The following is a 24,004-nucleotide window of genomic DNA, read 5'->3' as shown; positions in this document are numbered from 1 at the left end:
TGTCGGCGGCGTCCGGGCCGATTCCATGCGTTCTCATATCTTCGACCGCCATGGTCGAAGTCCGACCACACGCCGCGCACGCCGACACCACGGGGGAAGCCGACCATGCAGAAGCGCACCAAGATCATCACCGCCTCGATCGTCGCCGGAGTCCTCGTGCTCGGCGCCACCGCCGCCATCGCGGGCCCCATCGTCTACCGCGACCTCATCGTCGGCGAAGCCGACGCGGCGCCGAGCGTCACGGCGCGGCCGTCGAACGGCGCGGATGCCTCGGCCGAGGCATCCGATCTCAGCGGTGCGTGGACCGCGACCGACGGATCGTTCGCCGGCTACCGGGTCGACGAGGTGCTGAACGGCACGGATGTCACCGTGACCGGGCGCACCTCGCAGGTGACGGGCGACCTCGAGGTCGAGGGCCTGACGCTCACGTCCGCGGCGTTCGAGGTCGACGTCGCCTCGATCGAGACGGATTCGGGCAACCGCGACGAGTACTTCCGGTCGACCGCGATGCGGGTCGCCGAGTTCCCGACGGCGAGCTTCGTGCTGACCGAGCCGATCACCGTCGATGCCGCGCCGACTGTCGGGGCCGTGCAGACGGTGCAGGCCACGGGCGACCTCACGCTCGCGGGCGTGACGAAGCCGGTCACGGTCGAGCTGCAGGCGGTGCTGAACGGCGAGACCGGGCAGGTGGCGGGGAGCATCCCCATCACGTTCGCCGACTACGGCGTCGAAGCGCCGAACCTGGGCTTCGTGTCGGTCGAGCCCGACGGGTTCGTCGAGTTCTCGCTCGAGCTGACGCGGGCGTAGACGCGTCTCACCACCGCGGGCTTCGACCGAGACACTCCTCGAGGATCCGCGCTGCCTCGGGGAAGCGCCCCGGGTCTTCGGCCGCGTAGTTCAGCCGCACGTACGGCGCGGGCTCCTCGGCGGGGAACCACTCCCGGCCCGGAGCGATGACGAGGCCCGCCGCAGCGCACTCCGCGACCAGCCGGTCGACGTCGGTCGCATCGGGCAGCCGCACCCAGAGGTTCAGCCCTCCGGCGGGCACGCGCTCGATGTGGGCGGACGGCGCGAGCTCGCGAAGGCTCTGCAGGAGGAGGTCGCGCCGGCCGCGCAGCTCCTCGCGGAGCCGACGAAGGTGGCCCGCCCATCCGGGCTGCGTGACCACGTCGAGGGCGGCGGCCTGCAGCAGCCCGCTCACGTACATCGACTCGGCGGCGCGGTCGGCGAGGAGCCGCTCCCTGACGGGTCCGCGCGCGATGACGGCGGCGACCCGCACCGCGGGCGAGACGCTCTTGGTGAGCGAGCGGAGGTAGATGACGTGCCCTCCCGCGTCGAGGGCGGCGATCGGCCTGGGGTCGGCGTCGATGGCGAGGTCGTGCGCCCAGTCGTCCTCGACGAGGAACGCCCCGTACCGGCGGACGACCTCGAGGATGCCCGCCGCGGTGGCCGCCGGCCAGCTCGCCCCGGTCGGATTGGCGAACGCGGGCTGCGCATAGAACGCCCGAGCGCCCGTCTGCACGAGCGCGCGTTCCACCTCAGCCGGATCGGGCCCGTCGGGTCCGCTGGCCACCGGCACGAGCGTCACCCCGACCTGCTCCGCCGCGAGGATCGCGCCCCAGTAGCTGGGCGATTCGATGAGCACGGGGCGGCTCCGCCCCGCGACCGCTCGGAAGATCGAGCTGAGCCCGCCCTGGCTGCCGGCGATGACGATGACGTCGCGTGCGCTGACGGGAGCGATGCCGGCGGGGGTCGCCCGAGCCAGTTCGCCCGCGAACCAGGCCCGCAGGTCGGGCAGCCCGGCCGCAGGAGCCCTGGTCACCGCGACGTCCGTCCGCGCCGCCCGGGCCAGCGCCTGCCGGGCGGCGCGCTCCGGCAGGAGCTCGCGTGCGGGATAGCCGGAGTGCAGCGCGATGGCGTCAGGCGCCGCGCCGCGCTGGGTCGCGGAGAGCGCGGCGCTCCTGGCCGGCTGGGCGCCGAGCGCCGCAGTCTGCCAGCTGTAGTCGACGGGCGTCGCCGCGGCCCTGCCGCGCACGAAGGTGCCGACGCCGGGACGGCTCTCGACGAGGCCGAGGGAGATCAGTTGCTGGACGGCCTTCTGCACGGTGACCGGGCCGGCGCGATACTCGGCGGCGAGCGCGCGGGTCGACGGCAGCTGCTGACCGGGCGACGCGGAGGCGAGCCACTCGCGCAGGCCTCGGACGATGCGCCCGGTGCTACTCTGATCCATGACAGGACAGAGTAGCGCTACTGCCACGCGATCGACACTGCTATCCAGTCGCGCCGGCCTCTGGTGGGGCCTGCTCGGCGTCACCGCCTTCTCGTTCACGCTGCCGTTCACGCGGCTCGCCGTCGGAGGGCTCTCGCCGCTGTTCATCGGCTCCGGACGGGCGGTCGTCGCCGCCGTGCTCGCCGCGGCCGCACTCGCGCTCACCCGCCAGCGGCTGCCCAGCGGGCGCCAATGGGTGCGCCTCGCCGTCGTGGCAGGCGGCGTCGTCGCCGGATTCCCGCTGCTCACCTCCTTCGCGCTCACCACGGCGCCGGCGAGTCACGGCGCCGTGGTGGTCGGCCTGCTGCCCGCGGCGACGGCCGCCATGGCCGTGCTGCGCGCAAAGGAGCGACCGCTGCGGAGCTTCTGGATCTTCGCCGGACTCGGGGCACTCGCCGTCACGGTGTTCGCCGCCCTGCAGAACGGCGGGCTGGGCGCGTGGCACTGGTCGGACCTGCTGCTCTTCGCCGCCGTCCTCGCGGCCGCCATCGGCTACGCCGAGGGCGGGCTGCTCGCGCGAGAGCTCGGAGCGTGGCAGACCGTGTCGTGGGCGCTGGTGGTCGCCGCTCCCGTCATGGTCGCGTGCACGGCGGTCGCCCTCGCGCAGGAGCCCCCGACCGCCACGCCCGCCGAGTGGCTCGCGTTCGCCTACCTCGGCGTCGTCAGCATGTTCCTCGGGTTCTTCGCCTGGTACCACGGCCTCGCGATCGGGCCGATGGCGCAGGTCAGCCAGGTGCAACTCGTGCAACCCGTCATGAACATCCTGTGGGCCGCGCTCATCCTGCACGAGTCCGTCGGCTGGGCCACGGTCGTCGGCGGACTCGCGGTGATCGGGTGCGCGGCGCTCGCGGTCCGGAGCCGCCTCACGCCGGATTAGCCTGGAAGGACATCACGACGGAGGGGGCCCACATGCCGCTGCAGGGCGAGTACGCACCGAGCACATCCGACTGGGCGCGGAAGCAGGCCGAGTCGTACGAGGCATCCGATGGCGCGAAGGCGAACACGCTGCGTGGCAAGCCGATCATCGTGCTGACGAGCGTCGGCGCGACGTCGGGCAAGCTCCGGAAGACGCCGCTCATGCGCGTCGAGCACGACGGCGAGTACGTCGTGGTCGCCTCGCAGGGCGGCGCGCCCGAGCACCCGAAGTGGTACTGGAACCTCATCGCGAACCCGCACGTCGAGCTCCAGGACGGTGCCGAGAAGCACGACTATGTGGCCCGCGAACTCGAGGGCGCCGAGCGCGAGACCTGGTGGGCGCGTGCGGTCGACGCTTGGCCCGACTACGCGAACTACCAGACGAAGACCGACCGGCTCATCCCGCTGTTCCTGCTCACGCGCACCGACGGCTGAACTCGACTGCCGACGCCGACGCCGAGGCCGACGGCTGACCGAGCGCGACGTCTCGGCCGATTTGACCTTCACACTGGTGTCAAGGTCTATCCTCCAGTGCCATGACCACCAGCACCGGCAGACGAGCCGTGATCGTCCACGGCTATGGGGCGACGCCCGATGACCACTGGTTCGGATGGCTCGCCGACCGACTCACCCGCGCGGGCACGCCCACAACGGTCCCCGCCCTTCCCGACCCCGGATCGCCCTCCCGTGAGCGCTGGGCGGCCGCCACCGCCGAGGCACTCGGGGTACCGGGGCCCGACCTGACCGTGATCGCGCACAGCCTCGGATGCCTCGCCGCGCTGCGACACCTCGCCTCGCTCCGCGAGCCCTGGCGCTTGGGCGCGCTCGTGCTCGTCTCGGGGTTCGTCGACCCGCTGCCGGCGCTGCCGTCCCTCGACGGCTTCATCGGCGACGGCGTCGACGTCTCCGCGATCCGGGATCGCGTCGAGTCGATCACGGTGCTGCGATCGGACGACGACCTGATCGTGCCCGCCGAGCACACGGATCGGCTGGCTGGGCTCCTCGGCACGTCGGCGCAGGTCGTGCCGGGCGCTGGCCACTTCCTGGCCTCCGACGGCGTCACGATGCTGCCGGAAGCGCTCGCGGCCGTCGCCTGACCGCCTCCGACTCCGACGGCCGGCCGGTTCCCCGCGGGCTCAGAGCCGGCGCATCGTGAACGCGTCGGCGAGCACCCGCCGGAGCGGCGGCACCGCGAGGGTGCGCACGGCGGCGTTCCGGAGTCGCAGCCGGACGCCCGCCACGGGCGCGCCCATCCTCATGTTGAACGCCGCCTGCCGCATCGCGCGCGAGGCGGCCCGGCGGCGAGCGACGGCGTACGCGCCGAACGCCTCGTGCGGTGATGCGCCCGCTCCGCGCGAGAGGGCGGCCGCGAGCGCGCGGTCGAGATGGATCGCGTCGAGCCAGCCGAGGTTCATGCCCTGGCCGCCGATGGGGCTCACCTCGTGCGCCGCGTCTCCGGCGAGCGCGATCCGGCCGTCGGCGAACCGGTCGGCGAGCCGTTGGCGGGCGGTGAACGCAGTCGGCGGGTCCATCGCGGCCGGGTCGAGGGATGCCTCGAGCCGCGCCTGCACGATGGTGACGAGTGTGTCGGGCGTCACGGAGGCCGGGCGTCTCCGGACGCGGGCGACCCACCGCCGGCGCCCGCCCGGGAGCGGGAACGACTCGACGACGCCAGCCGGCTCGAAGTGCAGCAGGGCGGTCTCGGGCTCCCCGGTCGTGTCGACGGTGTCGGTCATGACGTATTCGCCGGCACCGCGCCGGTCGCGCCAGCCGAACCCGCTCAGGTCGCGCATCGTGCTGCGCACCCCGTCGGCCGCGATCGCGTAGGCCGCAGCGACGGTCCGGCCGTCGGCGGCGACGACCTCGACGCCGGTCCCGCGGTCGCGGACGCCGGTCACCTCGACGCCGCGTCGCAGCGCGTCGGGTGCAAGCTCGTGCAGTCGCGCCTCGAGCAGTCGTTCGGTCTCGTGCTGCGGGAGCGAGCGGATCGGCTCGCCCCGGAACGTCATCCGGCCGAGCACCCGCGACCGGCAGGAGACCACGCCCGTTCGGATCGGCGCGGCGGCCGCGCGCACGGCAGCACCGACGCCCGCCGCGTCGAGGGCTCGCAGCCCAGGGGGGTGGATGCCGATGGCGCGGGTGCGCCGGCCCGGAGTGTCGCGTCGCTCGAGCACGACGACGTCGAGGCCGCGCATCGCAAGCAGGCAGGCGAGCAGCAGGCCCACGGCTCCGGCACCGACGATCACCACGTCGTGGCGAGTCGCCCCGCCTGCCTCCGTCACCCGGTCACCTCCCCGCACCTGCCAGCAGGCTAGCCGACCACACCGCCTCGAGCCGCGACGGGAACGCCCGGCGCACCCGCCAGCGACCAGGCAGCACCGCCTGAAGCTCCTCGGGTGTGAAGCTCCGGCGGATCGACGTGAGCCCGTCGGGGCGGATGAACGACCCGCGCAGCAGTCCCGCCTGGAACGGCCAGGTGACCGCCGCGAACCCGGCGTACCCCCACCTGGTGCGGGCGATGTCGCCGTGCACGGCGACGCCGCCGTCGTCGACGAGCCGTTCGGAGTCGGCGAGCAGCCGCCCGAGCTCGTGCCCGTCGAGATGATGCAGCACGTGGTTCGACAGCACGGCCGCGAACCGCTCGCCGGCGTCGGCGAGGTCCGCCGTCGAGGCCTGCCGCAGCTCGAGCCCGGGCAGCGGCCGCTCGGCCTGCGCGCGTCGGGCGAACGAGATGGCGCGGGCATCGGGGTCGATGCCGACGATCTCGAGTCGCAGCCCGTCGGCGGCGGCCCAGTGGATGAGCCGCCGGGGCAGGTCGCCGCCGCCCGTGCCGACGTCGAGCACCCGCGCGACCCGGTCGGCGGACAACCGCGGCCTGATCCACCGCCGGTACGTCTCCCGGTGCCCCGACACGATCGCGTTCACCAGCCCGAAGCGGGCGTACGTGCGTTCGAGCATCGCGGGATCGGCCGCGGGATCGTCCATCAGTTCGCGCGCGTCGACGTCGCGCACCCGCAGCGGCACCCGGTCAGCCCCGCACCCTGAGCAGCGCCGACTCGACGGTGAGGCCGGGGCCGAAGGCCATCGACGCCACCCGGTCGCCGTCGCGCGCGGCCTGGTCGTCGAGGATGCGTCGCAGCACGAACAGCACCGTCGCGCTCGACATGTTGCCGAAGTCGCGGAGGGTCTCGCGCGCCGGCACCAGCTGCGCCTCGCTCAGCGCGAGCCGCGCCTCGACCTTGTCGAGGATGCTCCGCCCGCCGGGGTGGATCGCCCAGTGCTCGATGGCCTCACCCGACGTGTCGGCCGCGAGCGCCTCGGTCAGCTCGGGCTCGGCCGCGAAGAGCGGCTCGAGCGCTCCCGTGATGTGCTCGCCGATGATGGCGGGCACCGCGTTGGAGAGCACCATCTCGAACCCGTGGTCGCCGATCTTCCACGCCATGTCGCCCTCGCCGTCGGGCGTGATGCGCGTGGCGAACCGCTCCAGCTCGAACCAGCGCTCGCCCGGTTCCGCCGGACGCCCCGTGACGATCGCGGCGCCGGCCCCGTCGGAGAACAGCGACGAGGCGACGATCGTGTCGGGGTCGTTCGACGAGCGCAGGTGCAGCGTGCAGAGCTCGACGCTCACGACGAGCACCACGGCCGAGGCATCCGCTTCGCAGATCTGCCGCGCGAGCCGCAGCGCGGGGATGGAGGCGTAGCAGCCCATGAAGCCGAGGTGGTAGCGCTCGACGCCCGCGGGCAGGCCGAGGTCGCGCGCGATGGCGAAATCGGGGCCCGGCGCGTAGAAGCCGGTGCACGAGACGGTGATGACGTGGGTGACGTCGGCGGCGTCGATGCCCGGCGTCGCCTCGAGGGCGGCGCCGCCGGCCTGCACGTACAGCGCGGTCGCCTCGGTCGCGTAGAGCTCGTTGCGCGCCTTCGTGCCGGGGAACAGCAGCTCGCCGCTCGCCTGGTCGAAGAAGACCGCCTCGCCCTCGTGCTCGTCCCACGTGAGTTCGGAGAGCACGGTGTGCCGGCGTTCGATGCCGGAGACGTCGAACGAGGTGGAGATGATCCGCTGGGCGAGGCGGTTCAGGCCCGGTTGCGCGCCGAAGACGTCGCGGACCTCCTCCTGCACCAGCACGGTGGAGGGAACGACGGTGGACAGTCCTCGCAGCGCGATCGTCATGCGTGAAGCCTGACCCGCGGAACGAGTCCGGAACAAGGGGTCGACACGGCGGCCCGCAGGACGCACACTGCGGTCAGCCGAGCAGCTTCGCCTTCGCGGCGGCGAACTCGTCGTCGCTCAGCAGCCCCTGCGCTCGCAGGTCGCCGAGCTTCGTCAGCTCGGCGACGACATCGACGCCGCCGGCGGCGGGTGCGGCTGCGGGAGCGGCGGGCTGCGAGTACGCCGCCTGCTGGGCCGCGGCCTGCTGCGCCGCCTGCTGCATCGCGGCCTGCTGCTGCTGCGCCTCGTACTGCTGAGCCTCGTACTGCTGCTCGGCCTTGGCCTGCTGATGCCGGGCGATCCCGCCCGACACCGCCGTCGCCGTGCCCGCGACCACCGCGGTGCGCGCGGCCATGCCGATCAGGCCCGGGCGTCCGACTCTCCTGAAGACCGGCATGACTACTCCCCCTCCGCCTCGGCGAGGACCGCGTTCACGACCGGCGCCGGGATCCGTTCCGAATGCAGGACGACGCCGCCCGCACGGTTGAACCGCGACGCGAGCTGCTTGGCCCACACGAGCTCGATCGCGAGCAGGGCCGCCGACGTGCCCGGCGGGATGGCGCCGGCGAGCTCCGCGACGTCCTCCTCGCCGACCAGGCCGCTGGCGTCGAGCGAGAGCGCCGTCACGTCGATCTCGTCGCCGAGGTCGTCGACCTCGACGAGCTGCACCCGGCCGTCGGGCTCGCGCGACACGATGACGAGGTCGATCAGCCGGATGTCGCCGGCCTCCACCAGGTCGGCGAGCGCCTCGACGGTGCCCGGATCGAGGCGGTCGCCCTCGAATCCCACCAGGAACAGCTCGACCGGTCCGTACTCGAAGTCCGCCATCGTCTCCCCCTTCGATCGTTCCCCGCGATCGGTCCGAGACTAGCCCTCGGGAACCGCTCGGCACCAGAGCCCCGTCAGGGCGACGGATGCCTCCGGCGCTGCCGCTCCTCTTTCGCCGCGGCATCCTCGTCGTCCATGATGCGTTTCGTCTCGTCGAGTTCGCCGATCGCGGGCAGCATCCAGGCGACCTGCGGGTTCGAGTCGACGAAGAGCATGCGCACGAGCAGGCTCAGCGGGATGGCGAGGATCGCGCCCATGGGCCCGAGCACGACCGCCCAGAAGAGCACCGAGAAGAACGTGAGCGTCTGGCTCAGCGCGACGGCGTTGCCCACGACCTTCGGCTGGATGATCGACTGGATGACGGCGTTGATGATGCCGTAGACGACGATGACCGCGATGACCGTCGGCCAGCCGCCGACGAGTCCGCCGAAGATGAGCGGCGGGATGAGCGCGATGAAGTACCCGATGTTCGGGATGAAGCTGCAGAGGAACGCCAGGAGGCCCCAGAGCAGCGCGCCGGGAACGCCCAGGATGACGAGGGCGATCCAGTTGACGAGCCCCTGGGCGACGCCGAGCAGCGTCGTGACGACCATGTACCGGCGCACCCCGGAGGTGAAGCGGGTGACCGCCGCGACGAGCGCCGGCTTCCGCGGCCGGAGCTGGCCGAGGAGAGTCGGCCCGTAGCCCGAGTCCATCGCCATCAGAATCAGCATGGTGAGCAGCACCACGAAGGCCGCGAGCAGGCTCGTGGCGTTGCCGAGCAGCCCGCTCAGGAAGCCGACGAGGGCCGTCGGGTCGAAGCCCGACAGGATGTGCTGCACCTGCTCCTCGCCGATGCCGAGCGAGGAGAGCCAGTCGCCGATGCCGGCGACCCAGTCCTGCAGTTCCGGGGCGTACTGCGGCAGCAGCGTGGCGAACTGCGCCACCGCGATCGACAGCGCCGCACCGAACCCGAGCAGCAGCAGCGTCGTCGCGAGGATCACCGAGCCCGTCGCGAGCCCGCGTGGGATGCCTCGTCGCTCGAGTCCTCGGCGGATCGGCTGTGCGCAGATCGTGAGGACCAGCGCGAAGAACGTCGGCACGAAGATCGACCCGATGGCCGACAGGCCGAAGGCCGCGACGGTCGCCCCGCCGAGTCCCATCGCGATGAACGCGCCGCGATGGGCGTTCGCTGCGACCGCTGTCGCCGATGCGGGGCCGTCAGCGGTCGGGGGTCCGGGGGTGCCGTCACGGCTCGCTCGATCGCCGGTCTCCGTCCGCTTGCTCCGGTTCCACCACATCGCGCCCCCCGCGGTCGTCTGCCGCGAGCGTACCGCCGGAAGCCAGGCGGGCGCATCCATCCGCCGCGGGGCCGCGCGGTGCGTTGTGCGAACCGTCGCCGGTTGGGAGCATGCTCGTGGGACGTCCGGCGACGTGCCGCGATCCGCCGCAGGAGGAAGCATGTCCGATCCGTCGACCCGGCCGGCAGTGCGCGCGTTCCGCGCGGCGCTGTTCCCGACGCTCGCGGGGTACCGCCGCGAGTGGCTTCGACGCGATCTGCTGGCCGGTGCCACCGCCGGCGCAGTCGTCATCCCGCAGGCGATGGCGTACGCGACGATCGCCGACCTCCCGGTGCAGGCGGGCCTCTACACCTGCATGGTGCCCATGCTCGTCTACGCGGCGCTCGGCGGCTCGCGCGCGATGAGCGTCTCGACGACCTCGACCATCGCGACCCTGACGGCCACGACGCTGGTCTCCGCGGGGGTGACGGCCGGATCCGACGACATCCCGCGCGACCTCATCACGCTGACGCTGCTGGTCGGCCTCATCCTGCTCATCGCCCGCCTCCTCCGTCTGGGCGGGCTGGTGGAGGTGATCAACCGGCCGACGATCATCGGCATCCAGATCGGCGTCGGCGCCACGGTCGCCGTGGGTCAGCTGCCGAAACTCCTCGGCGAGCGCGGCGACCCGACGGGCGAGGGCTTCTTCGCCGGGGTCGAGGCGGCCGTCGTCGCGCTGCCGCAGGCCAACCCGGCGACCATCATGCTGTCGGCGGCGAGCATCGCCGTGCTGCTCCTGATGAAGCGGTTCCTCCCGCGCGTCCCCGCGCCCCTCATCGTCGTGGCCGGGGGCATCGTGCTGGCCGCCGCCGGAGTGCTGCAGCCCGCCGGCGTCGAGCTCATCGCGCCGGTGCCCCAGGGGCTGCCGGTGCCGGCGCTGCCGAGCCTCGAGCACATCGGGGCGCTGCTGCCCGGCGCGCTCGCGATCGCCGTGATGGCCTTCCTCGAGTCCGCCGCCGTGGCGCGAGGCATCCGCAAACCCGGCGAGCCGCCCGTCGACAGCAACCGGGAGCTGTTCGCGACGGCCGCGGCGAACATCGTCGGCTCGGCGTTCTCGACGCTCCCGGCTGCGGGCGGCTTCTCGCAGAGCGCGGTGAACCAGAACGCGGGAGCGAGATCCCAGGTCGCGGCGCTGGTGACCGTGGCGCTCGCCGTGCTCGTCGGGCTGTTCCTCGGCCCGGTGCTCTCGCTGCTGCCTCAGGCGACCCTCGCCTCGCTCGTCTTCGTCGCGGTCATCGGGCTCATCGACGTCCGCGCGATCGTGCTCGTCTGGCGCATCTCCAAGCGCGACTTCTGGATCGCGCTCACGACCGCGGTCATCGGGCTGGTCGCCGGCCTCCTCGTCGCGGTCGCCGCCGGCGTGCTGATCACCCTCCTCCTGGTGCTCCTCGCCCTGTCGAAGGTGCGGCTGCAGGTGGATCGGCGCACCCCCGACACGGCCGTCGTGACGCTCGGCGGCGGGCTGTTCACCGCCAACGCCGAGGCGACCGAGCGCGCCGCGCTCGACCGGCTGCGCGAGGAGGAGGGGATCCGGGTGGTCGTGCTGGACGCCGCCGTGCTGAACGACGTGTCCGTGACCGTCATCGAGACGTTCCAGGACCTCGACCGGGAGCTCGCCGAGGCGGGCGTCAGCCTGCGGCTCGCGGGGCTCGAGCCCGCCGTCGCGGAGGTGCTCGGTCGGACGCGCTGGTTCCGCGGACTCGTCGCCGAGCAGCGCGTGTTCCGCACCGTCGACGACGCGGTCGCCGGGGAGACGGCGGGCGACGGGCGCGGCTGACCCGTCGCCCCACCGGTCACTCCCGCGAGAGCATCGCGGCCGCCTCGAGCTCGAGGTCGAGGTACTGCTCCTCGCTCACGTCGACGGCGACGCCGAGCAGCGTGCCGCCGCGGAACGGGAACGGGTTCGTGTACTGCCGGCTCACCGTGTCGGCGCTGTCGTAGCCGACGCACAGCCCGTCGCCGCAGAGGGTGAACTTGCCGATCTGCGCGCGCATGGGCCCTTCGGCGACGACCCGGTCGTCGACGTAGAGCCGGCACGTGCCGACCGACTCACCGTGCTCGCCCGCGCCCTCGCGGACGAACTCCATGCCGAGCGCGTGCGGCCCGACCTCGAGCGCTTCCGAGGTGAAGGTCTGCTCCGGCGGGATGCCGAGGAAGTTGTAGACGTAGTGCAGGCGGTGATCCTTGATGAACAGGGCGTGCCCGCCGAACCGCGAACCGTGGGCGAAGATCACGCCCTCGGCGTCTGCCTCCAACCGCACGTCCGCGATGATCTTGAACGACCGGCCCCGCACGTTGACGGCGACGCTCTCGGGGATCGCCGCGGTATCCGGGTAGTAGACGTACCGGGTGCGCGGCGGCTCGGCCTGCGGCCGCTCCACGGTCAGCTGCTCGCGGGCGCTCCGGTCGTCGAGCGGCAGCGCACGGTTCGCCTTCGCCTCGCGGAACCAGGCGTCGATGAGTTCCTGCAGCTTCTCGGGATGCTCCGCAGCGAGGTCCCTCGACTCCGAGCGGTCCTCGTCGACGTGGTAGAGCTCCCACACGTCGTCCTCGAAGCGGCCCGTGCCGCTGATGGGCGCGTGGATGGCCGCCGCCTTCCAGCCGTCCTGCCAGATGCCGCGCGTGCCGAGCATGGCGTAGTACTGAGCGTGCTTCCGGGTCGGCCCGTCGGGCGCGGCGTCGAAGCTGTACCGCATCGAGACGCCGTCGAGCGGACGCTGCGCGCGGCCGCGGACCTCGGTCGGCATCTCGATGCCGACGACGTCGAGGACGGTCGCGACCACATCGGTCGAGTGGTGGTACTGGTGGCGCAGCTCGCCCTTGGCGGCGATGCCCTTCGGCCAGGAGATCACCATCGGGTCGCAGGTGCCGCCCGAGAACTGCGAGTAGCGCTTGAACATCTGGAACGGGGTGGAGAAGGCCGCCGCCCAGCCCGTGGGGTAGTGGTTGTACGTGTCGGGCGAGCCCAGCCGGTCGATCATCGCGAGGTTCTCGGCGAGGTCGTCGGGGTAGCCGTTGAAGAACTTGTTCTCGTTCACGGAGCCGTCGGGGCTGCCCTCGCCGGAGGCCCCGTTGTCGGCGCAGTAGAACACGATGGTGTTCTCGAGCTGCCCGGTCTCGTCGAGGTAGTCGATGATGCGGCCGACCTGTGCGTCGGTGTACTCCGAGAACCCCGCGAACACCTCGGCGAAGCGTGCGAACAGCCGCTTCTCGTCGTCGCTCAGCGAGTCCCACGGCTTCACGTAGTCGGCGGCGTTGGCCACGTCGTCGGGCAGTGGGTTGAACGGCGTCAGCTCGGTGCCTTCGGGCATGATGCCGCGCTCGATCATGCGCTCGAGCACCCACTCGCGGTACGCCTCGTACCCGTCGTCGAACTTGCCCCGGTACTTCTCGATGTACTCCTCGGGCGCGTGGTGCGGCGCATGGTTCGCACCGGGGCAGAACCACAGGTACCAGGGCTTCGACGGGTTCGAGGACTGCTGGTCGCGGAGGATCTTCAGGGCCTGGTCGGCGAGATCCTTCGAGAGGTGGTACCCCTCCTCCGGCGAGTACGGCTGCTCGATGAAGTGGTTATCCTCGACGAGGTCGGGGTACCAGTTGTTCGTCTCGCCGCCGAGGAACCCGTAGAAGCGGTCGAAGCCCATCGCGAGCGGCCACTGCGACCGGCTCCCGCCGGAGGCGACGTCCTCCTCCGGAACGTTGTGGTTCTTGCCGAGCCAGAACGTCGAGTAGCCGTGGTCCTGCAGGATGTGCCCGATGGTGGCGCAGTCGTCGGGGATGCGTCCGGCGTAGCCGGGGAACCCGTTCGTGCCCTCCATGATCGAGCCCATGCCGTTGACGTTGTGGTTGCGCCCGGTGAGGAACGTCGACCGGGTCGGCGAGCACAGTGCGGTGGTGTGCCACTGCGTGTAGGTGAGACCGTTCGCCGCGAGCCGGTCCATCGTCGGCATCTGGATGCGTCCGCCGTACGGCGACCATGACGCGAGGCCCGTGTCGTCGTAGAGCACGACCAGCACGTTCGGCGCCCCCTCGGGCGCCCGCTTCAGCTCGTACGGAGACCAGTCGGGCACCGAGTCCCGCACGTCCAGCTCGATCCTGCCGTTGAAGTCCTCGTTCACGCGGATTCCCCCCTGCGCATGGACCGGCGACCTGCCGGTCACGTTCCCGACGCTACCGGCCGACCGCGGCGGTGCATAGGGTCACCTGGAGCGGGGGTGTCGGCGGCCGAGCGAACGCCCTATCCTGAGCGCATCGTGGACGCCGGGCAGGGGGAGGTCGTCCGCGACGGCCGCACGCGGGGGCGCCCGCCGTCCGTCGCCGCATCGCCGCGCCTGGGACATCCCGGCCTGGCACCCCGGAAGCTGCGGCGCGCGCAGGGGCGGGCGGCGCGTGACATCCTGCCGCTCTCGGCGAACGCGACGCTCGGCCCGGGCGTGCGGGATCCCGTCGCGGTGCTCGAGGCGCAGGCGGCGACGAGGCTGCCGGAGCTCATCGCCCTCCGGCACGCGCGCATGGCGGCGTCGCCGTTCGCGTTCTTCCGCGGCGCCGCCGCGATCATGGCCCTCGATCTGCAGGCGCTCGGCGACAGCGGCATCCGCGTGCAGCTCTGCGGTGATGCGCATCTCGGCAACGTGGGCCTCTACGCCTCGCCCGAGCGCCGCCTCGTGCTCGACCTCAACGACTTCGACGAGACCGCGGAGGGCCCGTTCGAATGGGATGTCAAGCGGATGGCGGCGAGCTTCGAGGTCGCCGCGCGCGCAAACGGCCTGCCCGATGCCGAGCGGAGCGGCCTCACCCGCCGGTTCGCCCTCGCCTACCGCGACGCGGTGCGCGAGGCATCCCGGATGTCGGTGCTCGCGACCTTCTCGGGCCATCTCGAGTTCGAGCGCGTCCTCGCCGATCTTGCCGGGCGTCTGCCGGCGGAGGCGGTCGAGCGTGCGCACCGCGGCGTGGTCAAGGCGCGCACGAGGACGAGCCGGCAGGCGGCGCGCGCCCTCACCGAACGCCTCGACGGCGCCGTGAGGTTCCGGGTCGATCCGCCGATCCTGACGCCGCTCGACACCCTCGTCGAACGGGGCGCGATCTCCGAGGCCGATGCACACGACCGTTTGCACGCGCTCCTCGCCGGGTACGAGGCGTCTCTCCCGCCGAACCGCCGGCGCATCGTCGCGAAGTACCGGGTCGTCGACGCCGCCCTGAAGGTCGTCGGGGTCGGCAGCGTCGGCACCCGCGCGTGGGTCGTGCTCCTCCGAGGCAACGGTCGCCGCGACGTCCTCGTGCTGCAGGCCAAGGAGGCGCAGCGGTCGGTGATCGAACCCGTAGACGGCCCGAGCGCGTACGCGCACCAGGGGAGACGCGTCGTCGACGGTCAGCACGTGATGCAGGCGCTGAGCGACGTGCTGCTCGGCTGGACCGAAGGGCTCGGCGCCGACGGCCTCCCCCACGACTTCTTCGTCCGCCAGTTCCGCGACATGAAGGCCTCCTTCACGCCCGAGCGCATGGACCCGGTCGCACTCGGGCTCTACGCCGAGACCTGCGGCCTCGTGCTCGCCCGGGCCCATGCCCGCGGCGGCGATGCCGCGGTAATCTCCGGCTATCTCGGCGACGGCCGGGAGTTCGCCGACGCCCTCGCCGACTTCGCCGACGCTTACGCGACGCGGACCGCGGCCGACCACGCGGCGCTCCTCGCCGCGATCGCGTCGGGCCGGGTGGCGGCGTCCGACCTGCCGGGGCCCGACCACCGCGGCGACACCGATCGAGCGGAGGCATCCCGATGACCACAGGGGCCGGGCCCACGGCGGCACCCGAGGTGGGGGCGGGCTCCCGCGCGGTCGTGCCGCTCGCCCTCGCGCAGTTCATCATGGTGCTCGACAGCTCCGTGATGAGCGTGTCGATCAGCCAGCTCGTCGAGGAGTTCGACACCACCGTCTCGATGATCCAGCTCGCGATCACGCTCTACGCGCTCGTGATGGCGGCGCTCATGCTCACCGGCGGGAAGATCGGCGACCTGATGGGGCGGCTGCGCGCCTTCCGCATCGGTCTCGTGATCTACGCGGTCGGCTCGGCCCTCACCGCCCTGGCCCCGACGGTCGGCGTGCTCATCGTCGGCTGGTCGGTCATCGAAGGAGCGGGCGCCGCGCTGGTGCTGCCGGCCCTCGCCGCGCTCGTGGCAGGCAACTACGAGGGGCCCGCCCGCGCCCGGGCGTACGGACTCATCGGCGGCGTCGCGGGCGCCGGCATCGCGATCGGCCCGCTGCTCGGCGGATGGCTCACCACGGCGTACTCGTGGCGGTGGGTGTTCGCCGGCGAGGTCGTCATCGTGGTCGTGGTGCTCGCCGTCAGCGGGTGGATCCTCGAACGCGCGGGCGACCGGGCGACCAGCCGGCTCGACGTGACCGGCGCCGTCCTGTCGGCACTCGGCCTCGCGCTCGTGGTCATCGGCGTGCTGCAGAGCGGTACCTGGGGTTGGATCCGTCCGCTTGACTCGCCGGTGACGCCGTTCGGCTTCGCGCTCACCCCGTTCGTCATCGCCGCCGGCCTCGGCGTGCTGTGGGTGTTCGCCGCGTGGGAACGGCACGTCGTGCGCGCCGGCCGGACGCCGCTGCTCGACCTCGGGAACCTTCGCATCCCGGCGCTGCGGGCCGGCCTCGCAGGGCTGCTCACGCAGAACTTCGTGCTGCTCGGCCTCTTCTTCGCGATCCCGCTGTACCTCCAGGTCGTCCAGGGGTTCGACGCCCTCGAGACCGGGATCCGCCTCTTGCCCACCTCGGTGGCGATGCTCGTCGCCGCCGCCCTCGGGGCCCGCCTCGGCGGGCGGCTGGGCGCGCGCGCCATGACGCGCGCGGGCCTCGTCACGGTGGCGCTCGCCTGCCTCGTCCTGCTCGCCACGATCGACCCCGAGCTCTCGGGCGTCCCGTTCGCGATCGGCATGGCGCTCCTCGGCCTCGGTGCCGGCCTGCTCGCATCGCAGCTCGGCAACGTGGTGCAGTCGGCCGTGCCGCCGGAGGCCCGGAGCGAGGCGGGCGGGCTGCAGTACACGGCCCAGAACCTCGGCTCCTCGCTCGGCACCGCGCTCGTCGGCGCGGTCATGGTGGCCGCGCTCGGCAGTGCCACCCTGAGCCTCATCGGCGAGGACCCCGACGTCGAGGCGTCGGTCGCCGAGCAGGCCGGCACCCGGCTCTCGGAGGGGATCGAGTACGTACCGCCCGGCGAGCTCGAGGCCGCCCTCGGGGAGGTCGTCGCCCCCGATCAGGTCGACGACCTGGTCGACGCCTACGCGACGGCGCAGCTGACGGGCGTCAAGACGGGCATCCTCGTCTGCGCGGCCGTCACGCTCCTGGCGCTGCCGTCGACGCGGAACCTTCCGGGTCGCCGGCCGCGGGCCCGACCGGGGGCGGAGTCGGCGGCGGGACCGCCTCCGGCGGCGCCTGCGGATCCCCCGACAGGCGCCTGAGCACGACCGCCCGCTCGTCGGGCTCCAGCAGCAGCGCGCGCACGAGCAACGTGAGGGGGATCGACAGCAGCGCCCCGATCGGGCCGATGACGAGCGCCCAGAACACCACGGAGAAGAACGTCAGCGTGAGGCTGAGGCTCACCGCGTCGCTGACGAACTTCGGCTGCACGAGCACCTGCAGGACCACGTTCACGACGGAGTAGATCGCGATGACCGCGAGCGCGAGCGGCCAGCCGCCGATCACGAGCGCGAGGACGGCGGGCGGGATGACCCCGAGCACGAACCCGATGTTCGGGATGAAGTTCGTGACGAACGCGAGGATCGCCCAGACCGCGGGGATCGGCACGCCGAGCGCCCAGAGGGCGAGCCCGTCGACGACGGCGACGATCGCGCCGAAGGTCGCGTTCACGATGTAGTACCGGCGCACGCCGGTGAAGTACCGGCGCCCGATCGCGTCGCCGGCCCCGTCCCGTCCGCCGAAGACCGTGCCGCCGCGGGCGAAACGTGCGGCGTCGGCGGCCATGAAGATGACGTAGGCGAGCACGAAGAAGAAGGCGGTGGCGAAGCCGAGCACGGCGTCGGCGACCGCGGTGGCCACGCCGACGAGCGTGTCGGGATGCAGCAGGCTCGCTCCGGCCTCGGCCGCCTCGTCGGAGACCCCGAGCCCGCCGAGGAGCGACCCGATGGCCTCCGCGGTGTCCCGCAGCTCGTCGGCGTAGTCGGGCAGCATCCGCACGAACTGCGCCGACGCGAACACGAGGAGGGCGGCGAGCGCCGCGAGGATCAGGTAGGCCACGACGATGACGGCGGTCGTCGCCGCCCAGCGCGGCCAGCCGGCGCGCTCGAGCGGATGCCGCACGGGGTGCGCGACGATCACCACCACGGCGGCCACCGCCGCCGGCGCGAGCACGTCGCGCGCGAGCCACACGCCCACGAAGACGACGATCGCAGCCGCCACGGTGAGCAGCACCCGGGTGCCGTGCGCGAGCCCGGCGCGCTCGGTCGACCCCGTCATGTCAGAAGCTCCCGATCCCCTTGCCGATCACGACGACGCCGATCACGAGCAGCAGCACCGCCATCACCGTGGCGTTGTTGTGGACGAGCCAGCCGCGGAGGGACTCGAGCGGGCGCGACATCCGATCGGATGCCACGAGGTACGCGATCACCGGCACCGCCACGGAGGCCGCGGCCACGACCGTGAACACGACGATCGCCAGCGTCGCCGCGCCCGCGTCGAGGCCGCCTGTGCCGATCGCCACGCCCGCGGCGACCGCCATGAGCAGGTTCTTCGGGTTGACCGCGGAGAGCGCGAAGCCGAGCAGGAGGCCGCGCACCGCCGTCATCTGGTCGATGGCGCCCATCCACTTCGGCATCGCCGGCTCCTCGCCGGCCTTCGGCCGGCCGCGCCACTGCTTCAGCGCGAGCAGGAGGAGGAGCAGCCCGAGGACGATCTTGATCGTGCCGGCGATGGGCTTGGAGGCATCCGGATCCTGCTCGGGGATGATCGAGGCGAGCAGCGTGAACAGCACGACCGCCACGACGATGCCGAGCACCCAGCCGAGGAGGAACCCGACGCTCGTGCCCTTCGCCTTCGGCGAGAGCAGCATCAGGATGGCCGCGATGATGGGCACCGGGCTGATCGTGATGCCGAGCGCGAGGGGCAGGATGTCCCCGATGACGGAGCCCATGCTCAGTCCTCCTTCCGCGTCGCCGGAGGCGCCGCCGTGCCGGCCAGCGCGGCGAGCGCCGCGCGGTTGGTGTCGAACACCCGGCGGTCGCCGAGCAGTCCGAGCTCGGTGAGCCGGGCCCGAGCGTCCGGTCGCACGCGACTGAACGACAGCTCGATGCCTTCGCCGTCGAGCCAGGCGAGCAGCGCCTCGAAGCTCTCGGCGCCGGTGACGTCGACGTCGGTGACGGCTTCCATGTCGATGACGACGTGCCGGACCGCCCGCTCGCCGGCGCTGCGCACCGCGCGCTTCACGGCGTCGTCGAACACGCTGCCGTTGGCGAAGAACAGCGGTGCGGCCAGGCGCACCACGATGACACCCGGCGCGGTGAGCGCCCCGCGCGGGGCCTCGTCGAGCAGGGAGTCGGTCGGCTCGCCGCCGGCGGCCAGCACGTCGATCGCGGGGTTGGCGGCGCGTTTCGCGAGGTTGATCAGCGCGAGGACGAAGGCGACGAGGATGCCGGGGATGGCGCCGATGAAGAGCGTGACGAGGAAGCAGGCGGCGCCGACGACGAACTCGAACCGGTCCTGACGCCAGAGCCTGGCGAAGTCGCGGATGCCGAGGAGCGGCAGGATCGCGACGCCCACGATGGCGCCGATCGCGGGCGAGGGGATGTCGGCCAGCAACGCGGTGCCGAAGAGCAGGAGCAGCAGCGTGCCGACGGCGAGCACGAGCGAGGGGAGCTGCGTACGCGAGCCGGCCTGGTCCATCGCGGCGGTGCGCGAGGTCGAGGAGCCGACCGCGAAGCTGCCGCTCGCGCCCGCCGCCAGGTTGCCGAGGCCGAAGGCGAACAGGTCCCGGTTGGGATTCGTGCGGTAGCCGCGCTTCTCGCCGTACGAGCGGGAGACGAGCAGGCCCTCCGCGGTGGTCACCAGCGTGAGCGCGATCGCCGAGGGGATGAGCGCCAGCCACATCGACCAGTCGATGATCGGCCACGTCAGCGCGGGCGGCCCCGCGGGCACCTCGCCGAGCACGTCGACGCCCGCGTCGTCGAGGTCGGCGAGCACGACGACGATGGTCGCGACGACGAGCACCACGAGCGCCCACGGCACCACGGGCAGCAGCCGGCGCCCGCCGAGCAGCACCGCCACCGCCGCGACCGAGATCGCGATCGACAGCAGGTTCGCGGTCCCGAGCCCCGTGACGAGGCCGACGACCTTGTCGACGAACTCGCCGCCCGAGTCGATCTTCACGCCGAGCATCTTCGCGATCTGGCTGACGAGGATGTCGAGCGCCAGGCCGCCGACGAAACCCACCAGGATCGGCTTCGAGAGGAAGTTCGCGAGGAAGCCGAGCTTGAAGACGGCCAGCAGCAGGAACATGGCCCCGCAGAGGATCGCCTGCGCGAGCGCCAGCGTGGCGTAGTCGGCCGATCCGGCCGCCGCGAGCCCGCCGATGGAGCTGGCGACGAGGGCCGCCGCCGCGGCGTCGGGCGAGGCGACGAGCTGCCGGCTCGACACGGTGAGCGCGTAGACCACGGTCGGGACGATGAGCGCGTACAGGCCGGCGGTGGCGGGAAGTCCCGCGATCTGGGCGTAGCCGATGTTCAGCGGGATGGCGATCGCGAGCAGCGTCACCCCCGCGGTGAGCTCCCGCACGAGATTGCGCCGGCCGAGCCCCGCGAGCGGCTTCTGCATGGATCCCCCTCCCCAGGCACGACCCTAGCGGCGCGGTGCGCCGGGAGGCGAGAGCGGCGCAGGGGGCGTTTCCAGCGGGTCCGGTTCGATGCGGAACTCCGGCACGCGGGACACGAGCAGCCACGCGGGCAGGATCACGAGGCAGAGCACGGGCAGCACCGACACGTCGCCGACGAGCGCCACCCCGAGGAAGAGGGCGATCCAGCCGTCGCGCGCGACGACGAGCACCATGCCCAGCGCGCCGCACGCCACGGCGAGCGCCAACGGCGCCGCCGGGATCAGCGCATGGCCGAGCAGTCCGAGCGCTGTGCCGATGAACACCGCGGGGAACACGCGGCCACCGCGGAACGCCGCAGATGCCGCGATCACGAGGGCGAGCAGCTTGACCAGCGCGAAGGTGGCCAGCTCCCCCGCGGAGTATCCATCGGGATTCTCCAACAGCTCGGCCGTCTGATCGAGCCCCTTGAACAGGGTGATCGGGCCGCCGAGCGCGCCGAGCAGCCCGAGCGCGATGCCGCCGGCGACGGGGATGAGGAACGGATGCCGCAACGCGTGGAACGCGCGGTGCACCCAGGGGAACACCGCGAGCGCTGCCAACCCGATGACGATGGTGCCGCAGGCGATCACCGCCCCGGTCAGGACGTCGAGGGGGGTCGGTCCGCCGTACGCCGGCAGCTGGAATCCGAGTGGCGGAGCGCCGAGCAGGTGCATCGTCGTCGCGCCCGCGCCCGCGGAGACGAGCGGCAGGAAGATGCGGTCCCACAACTGGCCGCCGCCGGGCTGCGCCGCGAGCGCGCTCGTGAACACCAGCGCCGCCGCCACGGGCGTGCCGAACAGGGCGCCGATGGTGCCGGCGGCGGCGAGGCCCACCGCGAGCTGCGTCGGCACCGCCGGCATGAGCCGCGCCAGCGCTGCGGCGACGAGCGTGGCGTTGATCGCGATGATCGGGTTCTCAGGCCCGAGGCTCACGCCGCCCGCGAGCCCGAGGATCGCGGCGAGGGCGAGCCCGGGCAGCACCGACGGCCGGAGCGGCGGGCCGAGCAGATCGGTCGTCGCCGAATCGGGGCCCGCATGCCCGGGCACGAGCCAGATCACCAGGCCGACCGCGACCCCCGTGGCTGTGAGCACGAGGACCGTCCACCACGGAGTTCCCTCCGCGATGCCGAGCGCGTCGGGCACAGTGGTCCAGATCACGCCCTCGAGGCCGTCAGCCGCGGCGTCCAGCAGCCACAGCACGAGCGCGGTCACCACGCCCACCACCACGGCAGGCACCGAGAGGACGAGCAGGAGCTTCGGCGTGAGCTCCCGCTCGGCCGGTGCCGGTGCGGCTGCGCCCGCCATCGTCAGACCCCCGTCGGTTCGGCGAGCGCGGGCGGAGGCGGATCGCTCGTCACGACGGCGTCGACGCCGCGCGCGGCGAGCGCGTCGGCCAGCGCGTCGACGACCGCCGCGGAGACGGCGGCACCGTGCGTCGGATGGTGCCAGAACTGCACCCGCAGCACCTCGCGCCCGCCGCCGCGGCTGACGGGCAGCACGGCGACCGTCTCCCGATGATGCACACCCGGTGCGGCGGCGGTGGCCTCGGCGAGGCGGGCACGCAGGTCGGCGGCGTCTCCGGTCGAGGCATCCGTCACACGCACCTGCACCTCGCTCCGGCGCGCGCCGTGCGCGGAGTGGTTCGTGAGCGGCTCCTGCAGTACCAGCGAGTTCGGCAGGTGGACCGTGCGGCCGTCGACGGTGCGCACCACGACGGAGCGACCGTTGAGCTCGACCACCTCGCCGACGACGTCGCCGCTCGCGATCTCGTCGCCGACGTTGATGGGATGCCTCGTCTGCAGCACCACGCCCGACGCGAAGTTGTCGGCGATGCCGCGCAGCACCAGCGCGAGCACGACCGCCACGATGAGCGCGATGGCGAGGATCGGCTGCACCGAGGCGCCGAGGAAGGTGAGCGCGACGCCGACCCCGACGAGCCAGACGGCGTACCCCGTGATGCGGGCGGCGAGGACCCCGACCGGCGCCTCGAGGCTCGGCACGCGCGCGACGACCCTGCGCGCACCCTTCGCCGCGAGCCGGGCGAGCAGCCAGGTCGCGAGGAGCGTCGCCACGACCGCCACGATGCTCCATGCGTCGATGTCGAGCGTCGTCCACCAGTCGCTCATCCCGACCTCCCCCTGAGCGCGAGGCTACCGGGCGCCGTCGCCCCCGTACAGCGACACGCACCCGCGATGCGCGTCATCCGGGGAACACGATGACACGGCCGACTCCCGCGCGCTATGGTGCAACCGGGGAACACGAGGATCCGGGGGGATGGATCCGCTTACCAGGGGCATCTCCCGATGGTCGGAGTGGCGACCCGCCGACCGCCCCCAGCGGCCGGCATCTCACAACCGAAGAAAGGCTCGTGTATGAGTTTCTGGGAGAGTTTCTGGGACGTCATCTGGTGGACGATCTGGATCTTCGCGTTCATCGCCTACCTGTGGGCCGTCATCGCGATCATCACGGATCTGTTCCGCGACCAGAAGCTGAACGGGTGGTGGAAGGCGGTGTGGATCATCTTCCTCATCTTCTTCCCGTTCATCACCGCGCTCATCTACCTGATCGCCCGCGGTAACGGCATGGCCGAGCGCGCCCAGAAGGAGGCGAAGCAGTATCAGCAGGCGACCGACGACTACATCCGTCAGACCGCCGGCACCGCCGCCAGCCCGTCCGACGAGATCGCCAAGGCGAAGGCACTGCTCGACAGCGGCACCATCAGCCAGCAGGAGTACGACCTGCTGAAGGCCAAGGCCCTCGCGCACCCGTCGCAGACGGTCTGACGCTCAACGTTCGACACGAGACGGGGCGGGCGCGATGCGCCCGCCCCGTCTCCGCGTTCCGGGGCCCGACGCCGTGGCGCCGGCTCCGTCCGGTCACTCCGCGCTGACCGCACCCTCCTCGTGCGGCGTGCCGACCGGCTTCGACTCCGCGCTGCCGCGCTGGCGCAGCACGATCGAGAGCGCGACCATGCTGCCCACGGCGAGGAACTCCGACTGCCAGTTCTGCAGCGTGCGGTTCCAGAAGTCCGCCGAGAGGAGGTACTCGCCGAGCGTGATCTCGGGCAGCCCGTGCTCGGCCTGCTCCTGGTTGTAGACGGTGGTGCCCGCGAGGCCCTGCGCGAACCACGACACGAGGAAGATGCCTCCCATGACGAGCAGCAGCGAGTTCGAGTAGATCGTCTGCCGCCAGCCGCCGGCCTTCGCCCACTTCGGCGAACCCGGCTTCGCGTGCGGCCCGACCAGCTGCTGCTCGTCGCTGCCGATACCCTCGTCGCCCGGCTTCTTCGACTCGGGCGAACCCGCCTGCACGAGCCAGATCGTCGCGAGGATGAAGAGGAAGAACTGCAGGTACTCCGACTGCCAGTTCTCGGCCACGTCGACGACGAAGTCCGACGAGGTCACGAACTCCAGCCACGACACCGTCGCCGCCCCGTGCGCCTCCTGCTCCTCGTTGAAGGCGAAGAGCCCCGCGATCGACTGCCCGGCGAGCGCGAGCAGGAAGATCGCGCCGAAGAAGAGGCTGAGGAAGTGCTGCCTGATCCGCATCCCCCTCACCGCCCCGAGAACCCGATGACGAGCATGTACACCAACCCGATGATGATCCCGGC

The 24,004-nt window shown here is 72.4% G+C and carries 21 protein-coding genes and 1 pseudogene; 8 read left to right on the top strand and 14 right to left on the bottom strand.

What is annotated here, in order from left to right; translation table 11 throughout:
• Positions 1–105 precede the first annotated feature (105 nt).
• Positions 106–807, top strand: coding sequence for a YceI family protein (locus tag ABIQ69_RS00840; RefSeq protein WP_350348505.1), 702 nt, complete (start codon positions 106–108; stop codon positions 805–807).
• A 7-nt stretch (positions 808–814) separates the two neighbouring features.
• On the opposite strand, the gene ABIQ69_RS00835 is transcribed toward ABIQ69_RS00840, so the two are convergent.
• Positions 815–2,230, bottom strand: a complete 1,416-nt coding sequence (locus ABIQ69_RS00835; RefSeq protein ID WP_350348504.1) for a PLP-dependent aminotransferase family protein — start codon at positions 2,228–2,230, stop codon at positions 815–817.
• Here ABIQ69_RS00835 and ABIQ69_RS00830 point away from each other — a divergent pair.
• The 3 genes from ABIQ69_RS00830 (at position 2,229) to ABIQ69_RS00820 (ending at position 4,281) form a co-directional block, all read left to right on the top strand.
• Positions 2,229–3,146, top strand: coding sequence for a DMT family transporter (locus ABIQ69_RS00830; protein ID WP_350348503.1), 918 nt, complete (start codon positions 2,229–2,231; stop codon positions 3,144–3,146). The two genes, ABIQ69_RS00835 and ABIQ69_RS00830, sit on opposite strands and share 2 nt — an antisense overlap.
• Before the next feature lie 32 nt (positions 3,147–3,178).
• A complete protein-coding gene (locus ABIQ69_RS00825) occupies positions 3,179–3,619 on the top strand; it encodes a nitroreductase family deazaflavin-dependent oxidoreductase (protein WP_350348502.1) in 441 nt (146 codons plus the stop codon).
• 101 nt (positions 3,620–3,720) lie between these two features.
• Positions 3,721–4,281, top strand: a complete 561-nt coding sequence (locus tag ABIQ69_RS00820; RefSeq protein WP_350348501.1) for an alpha/beta hydrolase — start codon at positions 3,721–3,723, stop codon at positions 4,279–4,281.
• A gap of 39 nt (positions 4,282–4,320) precedes the next feature.
• Here ABIQ69_RS00820 and ABIQ69_RS00815 read toward each other — a convergent pair whose 3' ends face one another.
• The 6 genes from ABIQ69_RS00815 to ABIQ69_RS00790 form a co-directional block, all read right to left on the bottom strand.
• Positions 4,321–5,466, bottom strand: a complete 1,146-nt coding sequence (locus ABIQ69_RS00815; protein WP_350348500.1) for an FAD-dependent monooxygenase — start codon at positions 5,464–5,466, stop codon at positions 4,321–4,323.
• 4 nt (positions 5,467–5,470) lie between these two features.
• A complete protein-coding gene (locus ABIQ69_RS00810; RefSeq protein WP_350348499.1) occupies positions 5,471–6,208 on the bottom strand; it encodes a methyltransferase domain-containing protein in 738 nt (245 codons plus the stop codon).
• A gap of 4 nt (positions 6,209–6,212) precedes the next feature.
• Positions 6,213–7,355, bottom strand: a complete 1,143-nt coding sequence (locus tag ABIQ69_RS00805; protein WP_350348498.1) for a type III polyketide synthase — start codon at positions 7,353–7,355, stop codon at positions 6,213–6,215.
• Between the two features lie 73 nt (positions 7,356–7,428).
• The gene (locus ABIQ69_RS00800; protein ID WP_350348497.1) at positions 7,429–7,749 is read right to left on the bottom strand and encodes an SHOCT domain-containing protein; all 321 of its coding nucleotides are present in this window, start codon (positions 7,747–7,749) and stop codon (positions 7,429–7,431) included.
• Between the two features lie 44 nt (positions 7,750–7,793).
• A complete protein-coding gene (locus tag ABIQ69_RS00795) occupies positions 7,794–8,222 on the bottom strand; it encodes a DUF6325 family protein (RefSeq protein WP_350348496.1) in 429 nt (142 codons plus the stop codon).
• 74 nt (positions 8,223–8,296) lie between these two features.
• Positions 8,297–9,364 carry an AI-2E family transporter gene (locus ABIQ69_RS00790; protein ID WP_350348495.1) on the bottom strand — a complete coding sequence of 356 codons (1,068 nt, stop codon included), beginning with the start codon at positions 9,362–9,364 and terminating at the stop codon, positions 8,297–8,299.
• 298 nt (positions 9,365–9,662) lie between these two features.
• Here ABIQ69_RS00790 and ABIQ69_RS00785 point away from each other — a divergent pair, with 298 nt between their 5' ends.
• Positions 9,663–11,318 (top strand): SulP family inorganic anion transporter, encoded by a 1,656-nt coding sequence (locus tag ABIQ69_RS00785; protein WP_350348494.1) that lies wholly within the window; start codon positions 9,663–9,665, stop codon positions 11,316–11,318.
• 16 nt (positions 11,319–11,334) lie between these two features.
• Here the strand turns inward: ABIQ69_RS00785 and ABIQ69_RS00780 are convergent, their stop codons facing one another.
• Positions 11,335–13,701, bottom strand: coding sequence for an arylsulfatase (locus ABIQ69_RS00780; RefSeq protein WP_350348493.1), 2,367 nt, complete (start codon positions 13,699–13,701; stop codon positions 11,335–11,337).
• Between the two features lie 93 nt (positions 13,702–13,794).
• On the opposite strand from ABIQ69_RS00780, the gene ABIQ69_RS00775 reads away from it, so the two are divergent.
• The gene (locus ABIQ69_RS00775) at positions 13,795–15,318 is read left to right on the top strand and encodes a DUF2252 domain-containing protein (protein WP_350348492.1); all 1,524 of its coding nucleotides are present in this window, start codon (positions 13,795–13,797) and stop codon (positions 15,316–15,318) included.
• A pseudogene (locus tag ABIQ69_RS00770) lies at positions 15,315–16,598 on the top strand (MFS transporter); the annotation flags it as partial. The gene ABIQ69_RS00775 and the pseudogene ABIQ69_RS00770, both read left to right, overlap by 4 nt.
• A 271-nt stretch (positions 16,599–16,869) precedes the next feature.
• On the opposite strand, the gene ABIQ69_RS00765 reads toward ABIQ69_RS00770, so the two are convergent.
• The 5 genes from ABIQ69_RS00765 to ABIQ69_RS00745 are packed head-to-tail and all read right to left on the bottom strand — an operon-like array spanning position 16,870 to position 22,520.
• A complete protein-coding gene (locus tag ABIQ69_RS00765) occupies positions 16,870–18,009 on the bottom strand; it encodes an AI-2E family transporter (protein WP_350348491.1) in 1,140 nt (379 codons plus the stop codon).
• Position 18,010: 1 nt separating this feature from the next.
• On the bottom strand, positions 18,011–18,682 hold the full coding sequence (locus ABIQ69_RS00760; protein ID WP_350348490.1) for a GAP family protein: 672 nt from the start codon (positions 18,680–18,682) through the stop codon (positions 18,011–18,013).
• A 2-nt stretch (positions 18,683–18,684) separates the two neighbouring features.
• A complete protein-coding gene (locus tag ABIQ69_RS00755; protein WP_350348489.1) occupies positions 18,685–20,358 on the bottom strand; it encodes a SulP family inorganic anion transporter in 1,674 nt (557 codons plus the stop codon).
• Positions 20,359–20,382: 24 nt separating this feature from the next.
• On the bottom strand, positions 20,383–21,699 hold the full coding sequence (locus tag ABIQ69_RS00750; RefSeq protein WP_350348488.1) for an ion channel protein: 1,317 nt from the start codon (positions 21,697–21,699) through the stop codon (positions 20,383–20,385).
• 2 nt (positions 21,700–21,701) lie between these two features.
• Positions 21,702–22,520 (bottom strand): mechanosensitive ion channel domain-containing protein, encoded by an 819-nt coding sequence (locus ABIQ69_RS00745; protein WP_350348487.1) that lies wholly within the window; start codon positions 22,518–22,520, stop codon positions 21,702–21,704.
• 246 nt (positions 22,521–22,766) lie between these two features.
• On the opposite strand from ABIQ69_RS00745, the gene ABIQ69_RS00740 reads away from it, so the two are divergent.
• The gene (locus ABIQ69_RS00740) at positions 22,767–23,177 is read left to right on the top strand and encodes an SHOCT domain-containing protein (protein WP_350348486.1); all 411 of its coding nucleotides are present in this window, start codon (positions 22,767–22,769) and stop codon (positions 23,175–23,177) included.
• 93 nt (positions 23,178–23,270) lie between these two features.
• Here the strand turns inward: ABIQ69_RS00740 and ABIQ69_RS00735 are convergent, their stop codons facing one another.
• On the bottom strand, positions 23,271–23,942 hold the full coding sequence (locus ABIQ69_RS00735) for a DUF6766 family protein (RefSeq protein ID WP_350348485.1): 672 nt from the start codon (positions 23,940–23,942) through the stop codon (positions 23,271–23,273).
• Positions 23,943–24,004 lie beyond the last annotated feature (62 nt).

The sequence above is a fragment of the Agromyces sp. G08B096 genome, assembly GCF_040267705.1.
In the GTDB taxonomy this organism is placed as follows: Bacteria; Actinomycetota; Actinomycetes; order Actinomycetales; family Microbacteriaceae; genus Agromyces.
Note: the sequence above shows the minus strand (reverse complement) of the source record. Positions and strands in the feature narration are given on the sequence as shown.